The sequence below is a fragment of the Bacillus alkalisoli genome, from assembly GCF_002797415.1.
Classification (GTDB): Bacteria; Bacillota; Bacilli; order Bacillales; family Bacillaceae_I; genus Bacillus_CD; species Bacillus_CD alkalisoli.
In genome coordinates this window covers 1,628,653-1,646,578 of sequence record NZ_KZ454944.1, presented here as the reverse complement: position 1 = coordinate 1,646,578, position 17,926 = coordinate 1,628,653, and the positions used below count along the sequence as shown (strand labels likewise).

Genomic DNA, 17,926 nt, shown 5'->3' with positions numbered 1-17,926 from the left:
TGAAAACGACAATGATAGACATACATATTTCTGCAGCAAACACGTATGTTTTATGTCGTTTCAGCTACTCAATCCCCGAAGCTTCGAAACTTGCGTAATGTTTGGCAGGTCTACTGACTTATGCTTCTTCCTACTTTGAGCCTTCCCATATGGTAAACTTTCATTCTTCCATACAGTGGTTATCTCATTTCGTCCACATTTACAGTTGCGGGGACAGCTTTGGATTCACACCAAATTCCCTTTTCAGTCACAAAGTGACACCAAAAATTACTAAAATATTCTGTTAAAGTTAACTCCTATTAATATTACACAATACAAACTTCGTTGACAAGTAAAAAATTTGTTTCATGCTAAACAAGATTATTCGCTAAAGAAAAACAAATTACTCCTTAATTTGAGGAATGATAATCGAAAATGTCGTTCCTTCGTTTATTTTGGATCGGACCGTAATTTGACCTTCATGGGCATCAATGATGTTTTTCACGATTGCAAGACCAAGGCCAGTGCCTGCTCTACCTCTCGTTCTTGCCTTATCCGCTTTGTAAAAACGCTCAAATACAAATGGTAAGTCTTCCTCTGGTATTCCATGGCCAGAGTCTTGCACTTCAATTTTCAAGCCATGTTCTAGTATCTCTGCATATATGTGGATCAGGCCTTTGCTCTCTGTATGACGAATAGCATTGTCAATCAAGTTCGTTAATACTTGTTCCATTTTATCCACGTCAAAGTAAACAAGTCCATCACCTGTAACGGTTGACTTAAGGATAATTGATTTTTCTTTTGCTAAGCCGTGGAATTTCCGAACCATTTTTTCGATAAATTCGTGAATGTTCATGTCTTCTTTTTCTAAAGAAATATGGCCCGCTTCCATTCTAGCTAAGTCGAGCAAGTCGTTTACTAACCTTCCCATACGCAACGATTCATCATAAATGACAGAAGCTAGTTCTTTTTTCTCTTCCTCTGAGCCAGCAATATCATCTACAATCGCCTCGCTATAGCCTTGTAACATGGAGATAGGAGTACGCAACTCGTGCGATACGTTGGCAATAAAGTCTTTACGAAGTTTGTCTAATCTTCTTTCTTCGGTCATGTCACGAATAACAGCAACCGCACCTCGAACACTTGTATTATTGTAAAGTGGGCTCATAACAACAACCCAACTTCGACCTTGAAAGGATAGTTCCATACTTTGTTCTTTTTCTGTTGAAACAACGCGCTGAAACATTTCTGTCATCTCATGAGGAAGTGATTCTCCTGTTTCATTTCCTTCTTGGTAATACCATGCTTGTAAAAATCGTTCTGCAGGAGGGTTAGATATTAAAATCGAACCATCTTTATTCAACGTAATAACTCCATCTGCCATACTACTTAGTATGTTGGCTAGATGTTCTTTTTCTTGATTTAACGCATTAATATTGAATTTCAATTGGCGGCCCATTTGGTTAAATGCCATTGCTAGTTCGCCGATTTCATCGTACGTTAATGTAGGCACTTTCGTATCGAATTTCCCTCGTGCTACTTCAAATGCTACCTCTCTCATTTTACGAAGTGGTGCTGTAATACGGGTAGATAAGAAAAAAGCAAAAATAGTAGTTAGTACGATAGCAAACCCGGCAGCTAATAAAATGATTTTCGTTGTTTGCTTTGTTGTTTCTTTAATCGCCAGCAACGATTGATATATAAATACAGCACCAGCCATATTTTCTTCAATATGAAGAGGACTACCGACGATCATAATTTCACCGTGAAGGTTACCATCCATTCCATCGTTTAACTCTTGGACATATGATTTCTGTTTTATTATCGTTTCATCTTGAAATACGAGTGATAAATCTGGGTCATCTAGAAAAAACTCAGCCGGTAAATTTACAAGTTTGTCGTTTTCTGAGTACCATACGGTTTGTTCATTCGTAAAAATAACTACTTTTGAAACGTCATCTGCTAATTGATTTGTAATTGTTTTTGACATGTCTAAGTCATCATGTTCTTCTACAATAAGAGAAATCTTTGTTGCGAGTTGTGTTAATTCTTTTTCCGCTTCACTCACATGATAATTTTCAAAAAACTCAAGTAGAAGAATCGTTAATACAAACAGTACGAAGGAAACGAGTAAAAGAATGGTAAGCCAAAGTTTCCCTACTACACTTTTCCAAATCATGACTCATTTACAACCTCGAATTTGTAGCCTACTCCCCATACCGTTACAATCATTTTCGCCGCTTGCTCGGAAACTTTATTTAACTTTTCACGAAGTCTTTTTACGTGTGTATCTACTGTACGTAAATCTCCGAAAAACTCATATTGCCAAACTTCTTTTAATAGTTGTTCACGGTCAAACACTTTGTCTGGTGATTTAGCTAAGAAATAAAGTAATTCATACTCTTTTGGCGTTAAGTTAACGTCTTTCCCATCCGCTGTAACTCGATGTGCATCATTATCAATGGTTAAGTGTGGATATACAATCACATCTTTTGAAGAAGTTTCAGCGGAAACGAATGTTGCAGTAGAAGATCTTCTTAAAAGAGCTTTTACTCGTAGCACTACTTCTCTTGGGCTAAATGGCTTTACGATGTAGTCGTCTGTTCCAACTTCAAATCCTTGAACTCTGTTAGCTTCTTCACCTTTTGCTGTAAGCATAATGACAGGCGTAGCTTTTTTCTCGCGTAATTCTTTACATACTTCGATACCGTCCATTCCTGGCATCATAATATCTAGTAAAATCAAATCATAGTCATTGTTAAAAGCAAGCTCTAGAGCTGAACTACCGTTGTCTGCTTCTTCGATAACATAGTTTTCGCGTTCTAAATACATTTTTAATAGTCGTCTAATTCTATCTTCATCGTCTACTACTAAAATTCTTACTTCTTTTTCCACCGTAAAAACCTCCTAGTAAAGTTAAATTATCCCTTTTAAAAGGTATTCAAGAAAAGCCTTCACGACATATGAGTGTGAAGGCTTTTTAATTATTCAATCAATCTTGATAGATTCTTGTAAGTATTTTATCCGTTCCTTTCCGCTACAGGCACTGGCTTTCCGCGGGGAGGAAGTCGAGCCTCCTCGGCTTCGCCTGTGGGGTCTCGACCTTTCCTCTATGTCCCGCAGGAGTCCAGTGCCTTCCGCTTCAATCCACTCTAGATTTCAAAGAATAAAGAGCTTAATAAACAAAAGGAGGTTAATATAAAACTTACATAGCGTATGAGTGTAATCCTGCAATAATTAAGTTTACTCCGATTAGGTTAAACATGATGATGGCAAAGCCGATTAGAGCTAGCCATGCAGATTTTTCTCCATCCCATCCTTTTGATAAGCGAAGGTGTAGGTAGGCTGCATAGAATAACCATGTAATAAGTGCCCATACTTCTTTTGGGTCCCAACCCCAGAAACGTGTCCAAGCAATTTGTGCCCAGATCATCGCGAATATTAATCCACCTAGTGTAAAGACTGGGAATCCAATTGTAATAGAGCGGTAACCAATTTCATCTGCAATATCTAGGTTAACTTTTCTAACAGCTGGCTTTAATACTACTCCAAGCGGTCTTCTAGCTATTGCCCAGAATAATCCGTAAAGAATAATACCACCAAAAATGGACCATAAAACTGTATTTAGTTTTTTAGTATTAATGATAGCTGGTAAATTTACTAGAGCACCCATTCGGTCTTCTGTAAGGAGTTCCCCTTGATAAGGCCCTACTAAAGCAGGTAAATGATACTCTACAAAAGCAGCTTCTCCTTTTTTATCAACATATTGGAAATTCGCTTCATAGTTTGAAGCTTCAAATCCAGCTGTTACGATAATAAATCCGATAAAACATACTAAAGTAAATAGTGTAAACTCTAACCAGAACGGTTTCTTACCTTTTTTACTGTAATCAACTACTTTGATTAAATAAATTAAAGCTGCCACAAAACTCATACCTAAAATAGCGATTCCAAGTGCCGTTGTAATAACGTGAATCCATAGCCAATGAGTTTGTAGGGCTGGAATTAATGGTGAAATCTCTCTTGGGAACATACTTGCATATGCAATCATTAGTAATGCAATTGGTAATGCAAAAAGTCCTAATGTACTAGTTTTATAAATAAAATAAAGAACGATAAATGCTAAAACCAGCATCATCCCAAAAAATGTTGTGAATTCAAAAAGATTACTAACTGGTGCATGACCACCCGCAATCCATCTTGCAATAAAGTAGCCTGATTGGGCTAAAAATCCAGCAATAGTTAATGTAATTCCGACTGTGGAGAATTTGCCACTTTTCTTTTTACTAGCAATTGCTCCTCCGAAAAATGCTGTACCGATTAAATACATAAAAAACGCAGTGTACAGCAAGTTAGCACTTAACTGGGCCATTCTTTTACCTCCTAAGCCTTATTGTCTTCTTGTATCTTTTCATCTTCTTCTTCGTCCGCCTGCTCGACAGGTAGTGAAACAGAAGTGTCTTTAAATGCTTTATTAATATCAGCGTTTAAACCAAACCAGTTTTTGTTCGTGTGCGCAGCAACCCATACTTCATTCTCTCTGCGTTGAACCCATACACGACGGTGATTCCAATACATCCCTTGAATAACACCTATCATAAAGATGGCTCCACCTAAACCTATAATTCCTAATGTGTAGTCTTTGCGTACAATTAAACCAGAAACATTGCGCGTTTCAATGCCTGCAAATCTCATTGCATATTGATTTTCGCCATCGGGTTCAATGTTTTGTTGAATGGCAACTAAACTTACTTCTCCATTAGGTGTTTCAGGTGTAAACATACGGAAAACAAATGCTGGGTTATTTGGAATACGCGATCTTGTATTAGGTTTTCCTTGGTCTAAGAAAAAGTCAGGGAAATAGCTAGCAATCTCCACACGGTACCCATCCTCTAAATCGTAACTGTTAGAAGGGTTCGTTAAGTCAATCGTAATAGTACCAAAGTTATCGCCTGTTTCTTTGTTTGTAAGATTAAAAGACATTGTATGAAATTCATCTAACTTAAAGTCTACTTGATATAGAGCATACGAATCATGTTTTAGCGGTTGGTTCACTCGAATTTTAAACTCGTTTACCTCTTCAAGCAATGGAGGTGCACCTGGTACAATATCGTCTACTCTTTCAAACAGAATCGCGTTTGTCTGGAAGTTACTTGCTAACATGCCATCGCCAATTCTATCTAATGCCGTATCGAACACTTCACCACTCGTTTCTCTTTCATACATCTCTAAAATGAAAGCTTCATTTTTCAAGTAATATTGACCGTTTGTTCCTGGAATAACTTGTGTTTCTCCTTCACGAATCCATAATACTTCATCTACAAACATTCCTGGGAAAAATCGAAGCATAGCACCGATTAAGAAAATAATTAACCCTGCATGGTTCACATAAGGACCCCATCTAGAAAAGCGATTTTTTTCGGCTAATATATTTCCTTGTTCTTCACGGATGTTATAACCTCGTGACTTCAACCCGTCTTTAATTTTGCTAATCTCATCTTCTGTATTTTCCACTTTCGTTGTACCAAAAACACGTTGGCGTTTTAGGAAGTTATCATGTCTAGATACTCGTTGATTTTTTAATGCTTTGTATAAAGGTACACCTCTATCTAAGCTTGCTATAATTAGAGAAACAGCAATCGAGGCAACAAGTAACATATACCACCATGAACTGTACAGATTATGAAACCCTAAATCGTAATAGATTTGCCCAAGGATGCCATACTCTGCAGCATAATGTTCGCTTGCAGATACGGTTGGTGGTATGTACATTTCTTGCGGATAAATCGTACCTAAAGCGGAAGCTACTACGGTAATAAATATTAGCCACACTCCAACTTTAACCGAAGAAAAGAAATTCCAAATTTTATCTACTATTGTTTTGTTGTATGTTTGTGAACGTCTTGCACTACCTTCATAGCGCATATCCAATAACTTGGATTCACTTTTTTCGTTTGCTGTCGGTTTTCCACACGCTTCACAAAAAATGGTACCATGAGCATTTACGTGACCACATTCACATTTTAGTTCCTTCATACGAAAAACTCCCTATTATTGTTGATTCGGCACTATACGTTCCATCATTTCTATAATCATTTTTTCTGATAGTTCACTTGATATCTTATACACGACAACCCCGTTTTCATCAATCAAAAAGGTTGTTGGCAACGGTTGAACACCATATGCATTCAATACTTGTCGGTCTCTATCAATGGCAATAGGAAATGTAAGGCCGTATCTATCTCTGAATCTTTCTACTACTAAATCCGTCTCTTGGATATTAACTGCAACAATCTCTACACCTTTATCTTTAAAGACATTGTATTGGTTTTCCATATAAGGCATTTCACGCTCACACGGCTTACACCAAGTTCCCCAGAAGTTAAGAAATACACCTTTCCCACGTAAGTCTGAAAGCATTACTGTATTTCCTTCAAGGTCTACTAAAGAAAAGTTTGGTGCAGTATCTCCAATATTAACTACGTCTCGTTGATTATTAAACACACTAGTGTAAATGGTATAGCCTATTGCAACTAATAGGAGAACAAGAATGACAGATCTCATTATAAGTCTCTTTCTTTTATCCAACGAAGACTCCCCTATCCTTATCTAGTATTCATCTACGATATTATAACATTTACCACTTTTCTCATAGTGAAAAGAATATGAACCTTATGTGACAGTTTTTATTTCATATACTCCACTTTTTTATGTTACACCTTGTACATTTTTTGTTACACCTGGAGCGTTTTATGTTACACTTCGCAAGATTTCTGTTACACCACTGGCTCTTTAGCTACACTTTTTTCGTTTTATGCTACACCTTCTGCTCTTTATGCTACACCAAGTGCGTTTTATGTTACACTTCACTAGTTTTATGTTACAACCAGACTCTTTTACAACGCTTATCTAGGTTTAGTAGTTGCTAGTGCTCTAAGTTGTTTTACTTCGTGTGGTGTTAGTTCACGAGCTTCGCCTGGTTGTAAGCCTTGTAATGTTAAGAAACCGTACTTTTCTCTTCTTAGTTTAATTACAGGATGACCAAGCGCTTCGAACATGCGGCGTACTTGGCGATTACGTCCTTCGTGAATAACAACTTCATAGATTGATGTGTTTTTCTTTTTATCAGAAGAAATTATTTTCACTTTAGCTGGCGACGTTTTACCATCTTCTAGGACAACACCACGCTCTAAGCTTCGTATTGCCTCTTTCGTTAAAACGCCTTTTACTTTCGCAATATATTGCTTGTCCACTTCATATTTAGGATGCATAAGTGCATTGGCAAAATCGCCGTCATTTGTAAGTACTAATAATCCTGAAGTATCGTAATCAAGACGACCTACCGGATAAATGCGCTCCTGAATTTCTGGTAAGAAATCAGTAACTACCTTTCTACCTTTATCGTCACTTACACTAGAAATTACACCTCTTGGTTTATACATCGCAAAGTAGACTGGCTTTTCTCTTTCTAATGGAATTCCTTCTACTTCAATTTTATCGTTGGATGTAACTTTAACTCCTAATTCTTTCACCACTTTGCCATTTACCGTAACTCTTCCATCTAAAATTAATTGTTCTGCCTTTCTTCTCGATGTAATTCCTGCACGTGCTATCACTTTTTGTAAACGTTCCATCGTTTCACCTCATTAATATATTTGTACCTTTATTTTTACATTGAAATAGTGAACATAAACATGCCCACCGAAATGCCTTTTTATATGGCTAGGTGGGATTTGATCGCCTTACTTCAAAAAAAATAATTTCTTCCTATAGAAGTCTAACTTCTATTGTACACTTTTTTTCATAAAAAAAGAAATAAACGCTAACGGCGTTAGCGTTTTACATGAATCGTTTCGTTTCGTGAAAAACGAAGATTTAGTTCGAAAAAATTTTTTTACGTTCGTTAAATAAAAAATTTCTTAAAAATAAGTTCTTATATGATTCGTTTTTCGTATAGTATTTGTACATTATGAAACTCACTCACATTCCAAATATTAAAATAACAACTACAATGGCTACTATAATACCAACAAGGTCTGCTAGAAGTCCAACTTTTAGCGCGTCACCCATTTTCTTTATTCCAACTGCACCGAAGTATACTGTTAAGACATAAAGTGTCGTATCAGTACTACCTTGCATCGTAGAGGCTAGTCTACCAATAAAAGAATCTGGCCCATGTGTCGCAATGATATCTGTAGTCATTCCAAGAGCTGCCGTTCCAGAGATTGGACGGATTAAGGCAAGTGGAACAATCTCAGGAGGTACGCCCAATGCATATAAAGCAGGTCTTAGTAAGTCAATGATAAAGTCTAGTGCTCCAGAAGCACGAAAGATAGAGATGGCCACTAACATCCCTACTAAGAACGGAATAATAGATACAGCAATTTTTATCCCTTCTTTTCCACCTTCTACAAACGTTTCATACGTTGGCACTTGTTTATACGTGCCATAAAGCAGGATTGTACAAATGATCACTGGTATGATCCATAATGAGACGAGTGAAATGAACTCCATTAACTAGCACCTCTTCTCACTCTTCTATAATAGAAAAAACGGTCTATCGCGATTGCTGCGATTGTGGAAAATAGGGTTGCAATAAGTGTCGTGCCGACAATTTCTGTTGGGGCACTTGATTCATAAGTCATACGAATAGCAATTACCGTTGTAGGTATTAATGTCAAGCTCGATGTATTAATAGCCAAAAAAGTAATCATGGATCGACTTGCTTCATTTTTGCCACCGTTTAATTCTTTTAATTGCTCCATCGCTTTAATCCCCATTGGAGTTGCAGCATTTCCAAGTCCAAACATATTGGCAATCATATTTGATAGCATATACCCCATTGCAGGATGATTGACTGGCACCTCTGGGAAAAGTCTTACGACTAGCGGTCGAAACAGTTGTGCTAATTTTTCTAATAAGCCAGACGCTTGAGCAATTTTCATTAAGCCTAACCAAAAAACTAGCACACTAATAAATCCAATGCAGATTGTAACCGCCTCTTTTGCCCCTTTAAACACTGCCTCATTTACTTCTGCCATTGTTCCATTAATCATTGCAAATGCTATTCCTATAACGGTCAAGGCAACCCAAATGATGTTAACCATCCGTCTTCATTCCTGTAAAGATAAAGAATATATCTTTAAATAAAGACCAAAAGCTTTTCTTCGGCTCATCTTCTTTATCATAGTAAATTGGTACTTCAGTTAGTACTTCATCGTTTGAAATGATCGTGAATTTCCCGACAACATCTGGTATGCTTTCTTCACTATCCCAACTTTTTTCAGGAGTTAACATGGATATATTTATACGAACATTTTCTCTTTCTTTTGAAGTAAGAGGATAATTTACGTCACGATCTAATTTTACTTTATTTTTATAAAAATCGTCTTTCACCAGTTTTAATGTCCCTTTTGATGCTAGATTGTAAAGTTGGTAATCTTGAAATGCTCTGTTAAACATAAAGATATGATCTTTCCAATCGTCTGGATCATGTAGGGTTACGGCAATTAACTGTAAACCATTTTTTTCTGCAGTAGATATAAGCGTTCTTTTTGCACGTTTTGTAAAACCAGTTTTCCCGCCTGTTGTATATGAATACATTCCAGTTACAAGACGATGTTTATTTGTCCAATTGCGATCCCAGTTCTCATCTGGAGGTCCAGGTGCTTTGTGAACTTTTGTACCAAAAATTTCTTGGAATTTTTCGTTATTCATCGCATAGCGAGTAAGCATTGCCATATCATAAGCCGTGCTATAGTGGTTCTCGTGATCATCTAATCCGTGTGGATTGGCAAACTCTGTGTTCAGCATTCCGATTTCGGCAGCTTTTTGGTTCATTAAATAGACAAAACCTTCTAAACTACCTCCAACATGCTCTGCTATCGCAACTGCTGAATCATTTCCTGAACGTAACATAAGTCCGTATACTAAATGTTCTAGTTTTATTTTTTCACCTGGTTTTAAATAAATGGAAGAGCCTTCTGTACGGACCGCCTTGTTGCTAACTGTTACCATTTCATCGAGTTTGCCAGATTCAACTGCTAAAATTGAAGTCATTACTTTCGTAATACTTGCTATTCGATGTTTATCATGTGCAGCCTTTTCAAAAATGATTCTTCCGCTTTCTTGCTCCATTAATATCGCATTACGAGCTGTAACACCGATGGGAGCTGCTTCTTTTTTTGCTGGAGCGATTATGCTCGCTATTGCAACAAAAAAGATTGTCCATAAAATAAACATCCACTTTACTCGAAACATTACATCCCCATCCTTTTACAATTGTGTCTATACTTTTTTGTATTGGCTTCTTTGACTATGCTTCTTTTTAAAAAGTTAATACTCATTTTTCCGTAAATAGTTTTTCTTTTCAGTATGTTTGTGGCTATGATTTTTCGATGTGTGTTAGTAGATTGATTGGCGAATAGGAAGCATTTAAACTAAAAAGAAAGCTCTTATTAGCCAATTTATGCACGACCTGTCCAAATATGAATAGGAAAATAGAAAAAAGCCCCCTAGATGTATGGGAGCTCTCAAAGCGATGTGTTAAAACGATTGCCACTTTAGTTTGGATGCTTCTGAAAATCGCTTTTCTACGTCTTTCCAATTTACGATATTCCACCAATTTTCAATATAATCTTTTTTGTCCGCTTTATATTGCAAGTAATATGCATGTTCCCACATATCAAGGCCTAGCAGCGGAATTGTATCCCATTGAGTAAACAATTGCTGTTTTTCCGTTTGCAAGATTTCTAGACGGTGTGCTCTTGGTGACCAAACTAATAGTGCCCAGCCAACACCTTCTACTTTATCGGCTGCTTCTGTGAAATGTAACTTAAACTTATCAAAACTACCAAAATCTAAGTTGATTTGTTTTGCAAGCGTACCACTAGGTTGGCCACCGCCTTTTGGTGACATGTTATCCCAGAACATCGTGTGCAAATAATGACCTGACCCATGGAATGTCGCTTCCCTTGACCAATGTTTAATTAAATCAAAGTTATTATTTTCTCTTGCCTTTTGCATTTCTTTTTCTGCTTTGTTTAAGCCATCTACATATGCTTTATGATGACGTGTATGATGCAACTCCATTATTTCTCTTGAGATATAAGGCTCTAAAGCATTATATCTGTACGGTAGTGGCGGTAGCTTATGTTCTCCAATCGGAACTCGCCTACTGGACGTTCTATCTTCTTGAATTCCAAGCGTGCTGCTAATTTCGTCTAATATTCTTTTTACATCTAGGACATCCATTTCAGAGATATAGTCATAGCACTGTAATTCTTCTACTTTTGCTAACAAGTGTTCCGTATGAAAAAGCGTTGAATCTCTGTCTTCCCATTCTATAGACAATATACCTTCACACCATAGTCTTACTTCTTGTAAATATTGTTGAAAAACTTGCTGATTATCGTGCAAGCTTACTCCCTCCCCTTTGCATCATCTTTGTATCGTATGCAGGAAAGGCTTCTCTTGGTGAGTTGTACATGAAAGAGAGCAAACTGACTTTTTTAAAAAACAAGGCTGTAATAAAGACCGCTGTTGATTTCCGGGCAAGACTTAGCTTTCCGCGGGCAGCCTTGCCCGGAAATCAACAGCTTATTAGTAATTATAACAACAGTAAGCTAACACATCCAAAACTAAAAAAACTTAGAGACACATACATCTCTAAGTTTTTTTCATTTTATTTACTTTGTAACATTTTCGTGCGGTAGTCTGTTTCGAAATATTGTAATTCTTCACGGATCGTTTGAAAGTTATTTTCTAATGAACGAATTACTTTTTGTAAAGAAGCTGGAGGTGTTTCATGAAATTGAACAGCATCTTTTCCAGTGTAGGCAAAGCGACTATCTTCAAACCATGCATCATTTTTAGGTGAGAAAAATTCTTCCACACATTGATGGAAAATCGTATATAGAACTTTCTCGGCTGCTGATTTACGGAATGGTTCACTAGTCAATAAAACTTGGCAAGCTTGATGCCCTTCATCACAAAATACAACTAACCTACGAACGGTCATTAAAAGTTGATTTACGTAGCCTTCACTTGCGTCACATTCATCTACTAATTTAGGAAGTGTCGTGTTGTTTAGAAAATCATTTAACTCGATAACCGTGGCTTTTAAAAACTGTTCCACTTGTTGCATTTGCGAAATGACCATAGAATTTGCCATGAAAGAAAAACCCTCCTATTTTTTATCTTACTACTTCAGAATCTTTCAGGAAGCTTAATGGAGAAGTAAGATTGTACTCTCCTTTTGACTCTAGTGCTTCATAGATTTCTTTTAGTTTATTAATATTTACGTTATGAAAGTACTTTTCCATGTCTTCTTTTACATTTATGTATAGTCTTTTTCTGTTTTTGTAACTTGTGTTTTTGATTAAACAAGTTAATGCTACGACGTCTCTAAAATTAATTTGTTTTCCATTTACAGTGAAAAGTGGATTTGTTTTCGCTTCTGTTTCTACATAGTCAGCAAAAGTTTCTTCGAAGTACCTTACATACAGTACATGAAACGTCTTTTCAACTTCTTCGTCTAGAAATGTAACTTCAGAACGATTGAAGAAGTCTTCTGATGTATTGGATTGTGCTTTTTCAAGTTCGTAGCCTATTGCTTTTTTAATAATCACCGTTCCACCCCTATGAATGACATATATTTATTGGCTTTTACGAATCTATTCTAATATTTATATTATTACTTTGCCCGTTCATTTCCGCTACAGGCACTGGCTTTCCGTGGGGAGCGCAGGGGAAGGTTATTTTCACTATCGTGAAAAAACCTACTCCTCGACGTACCGTCTGCGGGGTCTCGCCCTTTCCTCTATGTCCCACAGGAGTCCAGTGCCTTTCGCTCCAATTCACTCTAGGCTTTGAATAAAAAAACAGCAAGATTTACGTAAAATACAAATATCATAAATATATTTTACCATAAATATTCTGAATAGCGTTATGATTCCAATGTTTCTTGGAATCTTTCGAAAAATAGGTCGGCCTCGTTGGAAAGGTCGTCTTCGTCTGATAGTTTCAACTCTGGAAGTTCACCTAAGTCTTTAAGGCCGAAACAATCTAAAAACTCTTTCGTCGTACCATATAAAATGGCACGTCCAGTTCCTTCTGCACGACCGACTTCTTTGATTAGCGCTTTCCCCACTAACGTATGGATTGGTCGTTCTGTTTTTACGCCACGAATTTCTTCCATTTCTGTTCTTGTGATTGGTTGTTTGTATGCCACAATCGCTAACGTTTCTAACGCCGCTTGGGATAATGTAGTGGATGCAGGTGATTCAACGAGACGTTTTAAATATGGGGCGTGTTCTTTTTTCGTAGTAAGTTGGTATGTGCCCGCCAACTCTATTATCGTAATACCCCTTTTACTGCTTTCATAATCTTTTTGCAATCCTCTAACTGTTTCCATCGCAACTGTCTCATCTACTTCTAGAACAGAGACAATTTGTTTTAATGATAGCCCTTCATCTCCTGCTGCAAAAAGTAATCCTTCTAAAATCGCTTTCCAATTAATAATCTCCAAAACTCTCGCTTCCTCCCTTGTTGTATGCGACATAAATGTCATCAAAGTTATCTTCTTGTTCCAAAATAATTTCATTCTTTTTAAGCAGTTCTAAAATGGCTAAAAATGTTACGACAATATATTCTTTGTTGACACTAGGAAATAAATCAAAAAAGTGTTTTCTTTTGCCACTTTTCTTTAAATCTTCCAACAGTTCTTGCATTCGTCGTTCAATTGGGATTTCTTGTCGTGTAATTTTTGTTTGTAATGGCTTTTGTAATTTCTTTCGGCGCATTAATTTTTGAAATGCTCCTAACAGATCGTAAAGCGAGACATCTAACTTCACTTCTTGAGGCTCCACTTGTTTTATAAATTCGCTTAAGTCACTTGGTGGTTTTGTAAAATATTCATTCCGTTCTGTTTCCATTTCTTTTAAATCTTCTGCTGCCTCTTTATATTTTCGATATTCAATTAGTCGATTCATTAACTCTTCCCGAGGATCTTCTTCGTAATCACCAAACTCATCTTGATCATCGAATAATTCTTCCTCATGTTTTGGAAGAAGCATTTTGCTTTTAATTTCAAGTAAAGTTGCTGCCATTACTAAATACTCACTAGCAACATCCAGTTGTAACTCTTTCATCGTATGTATGTATAATAAATACTGCTCTGTAATTTGAGCAACTGGGATATTGTATATATCTATTTCTAGTCGATTTATTAAATGTAGGAGTAAGTCGAGCGGGCCTTCAAAGGCATCAATTTTGACATTATATTCTTGCATTTCCTATTCATCCTTATCTTCTAAAAGCATTGATAATAATAAAACTACTTCATAGTATATAGTATAATTCATATATTTTATAGAGCTTACATCACTATGGTAGAATGAAATTATTATCCTTATATTGGAGTGGTTTATATTGTACCCTAAGCCTTATTTAGATTATCTTTATTATTTTCATTGTGCAAGAGATTATTTTGAATGTCATGAAGTGTTAGAAGAATATTGGAAAGAAAAACCTGCAGAAGAACGAGAAATTCATTGGGTTGGATTTATACAAATTGCGGTGGGACTTTACCATCATAGAAGAGGTAACAAGAAAGGCGCTTTACGGATGCTACAAAATGCATTAACCATTCTGTCTAATCAGAATTCAGTTGTAGAGTCTCTTGGTCTTGATAGTTTAAAGTTGAAGAAAACGTTAGAAGCGTACATTGTTAAAGTGGAGAATGACGAGCCATACGAGAGTTTAAATCTCCCTGTAAAAAATACTTCTTTAATCTCTTTGTGTGAACGAAAGAAAGAGGTGCCTTGGGGAACAAAGAGTGATTTAACGAATTTATATTTAATAAATAAACATACCTTAAGGGATCGTTCCGAAGTCATTTTAGAGAGAGAAACTAGATTAAAACGCAAAAAAAATAGCACTGATTAGTTCAGTGCTTGGTTGTTTCTTATTCTAGGTCGCATTTATCAATAAATGCTGCTGTATGTTCCGTTGCTTTTAAAGTGTGGTTAGGATAGATGTTTCTTAAGGCACAAACCATTTGTTTTCCAATACCAAGTTGTCGATGAGACGGATTAACGCTAATATGTTGAATCGTCAACAATTCATCCGTTAGCCCCATTCCAATGATTCCAATCACATCATCTTCTTCTTTCCATAAGAAAAGATGCCAAGAATCATTTTCCTCATATTCTTTCATTGTACATTGCAACTTTTTCAAGTCTTTTTCTGTAGGCATAAAAGACATTAGACCCATTGCAATCTTTTCGAAGCTTTTCTTGTATCGAATTAACATAAATTTACCCCTCAAATCGGTGAAACTTCAAAGTTAATTTTAATCCGTTTGCTTTATAATATTAAAATAAAAAGCTAACGTTACTAAGTATACATTTTATCCAATGCCTTGACAAATGTATACCTTTTTTACGAAAAATTATATTTCTCTTAACAAATTCGCCATTTCAATTGCTGCGGCTGCGGCTTCCCACCCTTTATTTCCTGCTTTTGTTCCCGCTCTTTCAATAGCTTGTTCAATTGTTTCCGTTGTTAATACACCAAAGATTACAGGGATTCCTGATTGCATAGAAGCAGCGGAAACTCCTTTAGCAGCTTCGTTACAAACAAAATCAAAATGCGGCGTAGCTCCACGAATTACAGTTCCTAGAGTAATAATCGCATCATATTTGTTTGAATCAGCTAACTTTTTTGCTACTAATGGAATTTCAAAAGCACCTGGTACCCAAGCAACATCCACATCAGATTCGTTTACACCATGTCTCTTTAAAGCATCTTGCGCTCCGCCTAATAGTTTACTTGTAATGAACTCATTAAACCTTCCAACAACTATACCAACTTTTAAACCAGTACCAACTAAGTTTCCTTCAAAAATTTTACTCATTTTATTTACTCCTCTATAGTATATTTTAAATTTATAATTTAGAAATGAAGCATGTGACCTAATTTGCTATTTTTTGTTTTCAAATAGTTTTCATTTTCAAGCTTTGTAGGCATTTGAATTGGAATTCTATCTACGACCTCTAATTCATACCCATTTAGCCCTTTTATTTTTCTAGGGTTGTTCGTCAATAATTTCATTTTTGAAACTCCTAAGTCTCTTAGGATTTGTGCCCCTATGCCGTAATCTCTTAGATCAGCTGCAAAGCCTAATTTTTCATTAGCCTCAACCGTATCGTAGCCTTCTTCTTGTAGCTTATATGCTCTCATTTTATTTAGGAGACCAATCCCTCTACCTTCTTGCCTCATATATAACAAGACGCCTCTACCTTCTTTTTCAATCTGAGAAAGTGCTGCATGTAACTGAGGTCCACAATCACAACGGTTTGACCCAAACACATCACCAGTTAAACACTCAGAATGTACTCTTACCATTGTTGGTTCTGTAGGGTCTATATCTCCTTTTACTAATGCTATATGCTCTTTTCCATCTAAAATATTGGAATAACCTATTGCTTTAAAGTTGCCAAATTCCGTTGGTAGCTCTATTTCCACTTCGCGATTAATGAGCCTATCTTTTTTATTTCGATATTGTATTAAGTCTTTAATGGTAATCATCTTCAAGTCAAACTTCTTGGCAATCTCCTTTAGCTCGGGAACTCGTGCCATCGTACCATCTTCATTCATAATTTCACAAATTACTCCTGCAGGTTTTGCTCCACAAAGAAACGCTAAATCAACTGCCGCTTCTGTATGACCTGCTCTTCTAAGTACGCCGCCTTTTTTGGCTACAAGCGGAAAAATATGACCAGGTCTTTTAAAATCAAAAACTTTTGCTTCAGGGGAAAGCATCTCTAGTACAGTAGTTGATCGTTCAAAAGCACTGATACCTGTTGTTGTAGATTTATGGTCGATACTTACTGTAAAAGCTGTACCATGTGAATCAGTATTATGATTTACCATTGGAGTTAGTTGCAGTTTATTTGCCAAATCCTCCATTACTGGGACACAAATCAATCCTCTACCATGAGTTGCCATGAAATTAATTACTTCTGGAGTTGTTTTTTCCGCGATAGAAACAAAATCGCCCTCATTTTCTCTATCTTCATCATCACAAACAATCACTACTTTACCGTCCATTAAATCTTTTAATGCATCTTCAATTGTATTAAAATTCTTTTCCATCCTATCCACCACCTTACTTAAATCCATGCTCTTCTAGAAAACTTTCAGACAGTGATGATTTATGTAGTGTCTTTGTTTTCTTAGAAAGTAAATGGTTTATATATTTAGCTAACATATCGCATTCTATATTTACAATGTCACCAATTTCTTTTTTCCCGAGTATTGTTTCATTTAATGTATGAGGGATTAAAGAAATAGTAAAAGTATCTTCACCAACTCCAAAAACTGTTAAGCTAGTACCATCAACCGTTACAGAACCTTTTAACATCATATAATCGTGTAAAGCATTTTCTACTTTTATATCATAATAGACAGCATTGGATACCCTTTGCTTTTTCATAATTGTTCCTATACCATCTACATGACCGCTGACAAAATGTCCTCCGAATCGACCGTTTGCTTGCATAGCTCTTTCTAAGTTAACAGTCGAACCTTGTTTAAGAGTACTTAAAGATGTCGCACGAACGGTCTCTGGCATAACATCTACTGTAAACTTATTTTTATTAAATGAGGTTACTGTTAGACAAACTCCATTTACTGCAATACTATCCCCTAAACGAACATCATCTAATATTATATCTGCTCCAATGGAAAACACTATAGAGTTTTCCCCTTGTTTCATACTTTTAACGATACCTATTTCTTCAATGATACCTGTAAACATATATAACTCTCCTATCTGAGTCCGTTTCAGATTGTATGAGCACTATACGAAAAACGATTGATGGCACCATTTTCTGTATTTATACAACTCAATAAACGAACATATATATGTAGTACTTTAAAATAT

General features: G+C 36.2%; 19 protein-coding genes and 1 riboswitch. Of the genes, 1 reads left to right on the top strand and 18 read right to left on the bottom strand.

What is annotated here, in order from left to right; all coding sequences use genetic code 11:
- Window positions 1–86 precede the first annotated feature (86 nt).
- Window positions 87–280: riboswitch (cobalamin riboswitch) on the bottom strand.
- Between the two features lie 102 nt (window positions 281–382).
- The 14 genes from CDZ89_RS08055 to CDZ89_RS07990 form a co-directional block, all read right to left on the bottom strand.
- A complete protein-coding gene (locus CDZ89_RS08055; RefSeq protein ID WP_096153689.1) occupies window positions 383–2,158 on the bottom strand; it encodes an ATP-binding protein in 1,776 nt (591 codons plus the stop codon).
- Complete coding sequence (locus CDZ89_RS08050) at window positions 2,155–2,874, bottom strand: response regulator transcription factor (RefSeq protein ID WP_096153687.1); 720 nt, start codon at window positions 2,872–2,874, stop codon at window positions 2,155–2,157. Before CDZ89_RS08050 ends, CDZ89_RS08055 begins: the two co-directional genes overlap by 4 nt.
- Window positions 2,875–3,184: 310 nt before the next feature.
- Window positions 3,185–4,351 carry a c-type cytochrome biogenesis protein CcsB gene (gene ccsB, locus CDZ89_RS08045; RefSeq protein WP_100333482.1) on the bottom strand — a complete coding sequence of 389 codons (1,167 nt, stop codon included), beginning with the start codon at window positions 4,349–4,351 and terminating at the stop codon, window positions 3,185–3,187.
- Between the two features lie 11 nt (window positions 4,352–4,362).
- A complete protein-coding gene (resB, locus tag CDZ89_RS08040; protein WP_100333481.1) occupies window positions 4,363–6,015 on the bottom strand; it encodes a cytochrome c biogenesis protein ResB in 1,653 nt (550 codons plus the stop codon).
- Between the two features lie 15 nt (window positions 6,016–6,030).
- Window positions 6,031–6,567 carry a thiol-disulfide oxidoreductase ResA gene (resA, locus tag CDZ89_RS08035; RefSeq protein ID WP_096153682.1) on the bottom strand — a complete coding sequence of 179 codons (537 nt, stop codon included), beginning with the start codon at window positions 6,565–6,567 and terminating at the stop codon, window positions 6,031–6,033.
- 317 nt (window positions 6,568–6,884) lie between these two features.
- Entirely contained in the window at window positions 6,885–7,613 is a 729-nt protein-coding gene (locus tag CDZ89_RS08030) for a pseudouridine synthase (RefSeq protein ID WP_096153680.1), read from the bottom strand.
- Between the two features lie 346 nt (window positions 7,614–7,959).
- Window positions 7,960–8,493 carry a spore maturation protein gene (locus tag CDZ89_RS08025; protein WP_096153678.1) on the bottom strand — a complete coding sequence of 178 codons (534 nt, stop codon included), beginning with the start codon at window positions 8,491–8,493 and terminating at the stop codon, window positions 7,960–7,962.
- Entirely contained in the window at window positions 8,493–9,086 is a 594-nt protein-coding gene (locus CDZ89_RS08020) for a nucleoside recognition domain-containing protein (protein WP_096153676.1), read from the bottom strand. Before CDZ89_RS08020 ends, CDZ89_RS08025 begins: the two co-directional genes overlap by 1 nt.
- Complete coding sequence (locus tag CDZ89_RS08015) at window positions 9,079–10,239, bottom strand: D-alanyl-D-alanine carboxypeptidase family protein (protein ID WP_227521465.1); 1,161 nt, start codon at window positions 10,237–10,239, stop codon at window positions 9,079–9,081. The genes CDZ89_RS08020 and CDZ89_RS08015 overlap by 8 nt, the downstream gene beginning before the upstream one ends.
- A gap of 285 nt (window positions 10,240–10,524) precedes the next feature.
- A complete protein-coding gene (locus CDZ89_RS08010) occupies window positions 10,525–11,397 on the bottom strand; it encodes a superoxide dismutase (RefSeq protein ID WP_406564879.1) in 873 nt (290 codons plus the stop codon).
- Between the two features lie 265 nt (window positions 11,398–11,662).
- Window positions 11,663–12,151, bottom strand: coding sequence for a YpuI family protein (locus CDZ89_RS08005; protein WP_100333480.1), 489 nt, complete (start codon window positions 12,149–12,151; stop codon window positions 11,663–11,665).
- A 22-nt stretch (window positions 12,152–12,173) separates the two neighbouring features.
- Window positions 12,174–12,608 (bottom strand): hypothetical protein, encoded by a 435-nt coding sequence (locus CDZ89_RS08000; RefSeq protein ID WP_100333479.1) that lies wholly within the window; start codon window positions 12,606–12,608, stop codon window positions 12,174–12,176.
- A gap of 317 nt (window positions 12,609–12,925) precedes the next feature.
- Entirely contained in the window at window positions 12,926–13,507 is a 582-nt protein-coding gene (gene scpB, locus CDZ89_RS07995; protein ID WP_096153671.1) for an SMC-Scp complex subunit ScpB, read from the bottom strand.
- Entirely contained in the window at window positions 13,494–14,270 is a 777-nt protein-coding gene (locus tag CDZ89_RS07990; RefSeq protein ID WP_096153669.1) for a segregation/condensation protein A, read from the bottom strand. The genes scpB and CDZ89_RS07990 overlap by 14 nt, the downstream gene beginning before the upstream one ends.
- Window positions 14,271–14,409: 139 nt before the next feature.
- On the opposite strand from CDZ89_RS07990, the gene CDZ89_RS07985 reads away from it, so the two are divergent.
- Entirely contained in the window at window positions 14,410–14,925 is a 516-nt protein-coding gene (locus CDZ89_RS07985) for a DUF309 domain-containing protein (protein WP_096153667.1), read from the top strand.
- 19 nt (window positions 14,926–14,944) lie between these two features.
- Here the strand turns inward: CDZ89_RS07985 and CDZ89_RS07980 are convergent, their stop codons facing one another.
- The 4 genes from CDZ89_RS07980 to ribE form a co-directional block, all read right to left on the bottom strand.
- Window positions 14,945–15,292: a GNAT family N-acetyltransferase gene (locus tag CDZ89_RS07980; RefSeq protein WP_096153666.1), complete on the bottom strand. Its 348-nt coding sequence runs from the start codon at window positions 15,290–15,292 to the stop codon at window positions 14,945–14,947.
- Between the two features lie 138 nt (window positions 15,293–15,430).
- Window positions 15,431–15,895, bottom strand: a complete 465-nt coding sequence (gene ribH, locus CDZ89_RS07975; RefSeq protein WP_096153664.1) for a 6,7-dimethyl-8-ribityllumazine synthase — start codon at window positions 15,893–15,895, stop codon at window positions 15,431–15,433.
- A gap of 38 nt (window positions 15,896–15,933) precedes the next feature.
- A complete protein-coding gene (locus CDZ89_RS07970) occupies window positions 15,934–17,136 on the bottom strand; it encodes a bifunctional 3,4-dihydroxy-2-butanone-4-phosphate synthase/GTP cyclohydrolase II (RefSeq protein WP_100333478.1) in 1,203 nt (400 codons plus the stop codon).
- Between the two features lie 13 nt (window positions 17,137–17,149).
- Window positions 17,150–17,800 (bottom strand): riboflavin synthase, encoded by a 651-nt coding sequence (gene ribE, locus CDZ89_RS07965; protein ID WP_096153661.1) that lies wholly within the window; start codon window positions 17,798–17,800, stop codon window positions 17,150–17,152.
- Window positions 17,801–17,926 lie beyond the last annotated feature (126 nt).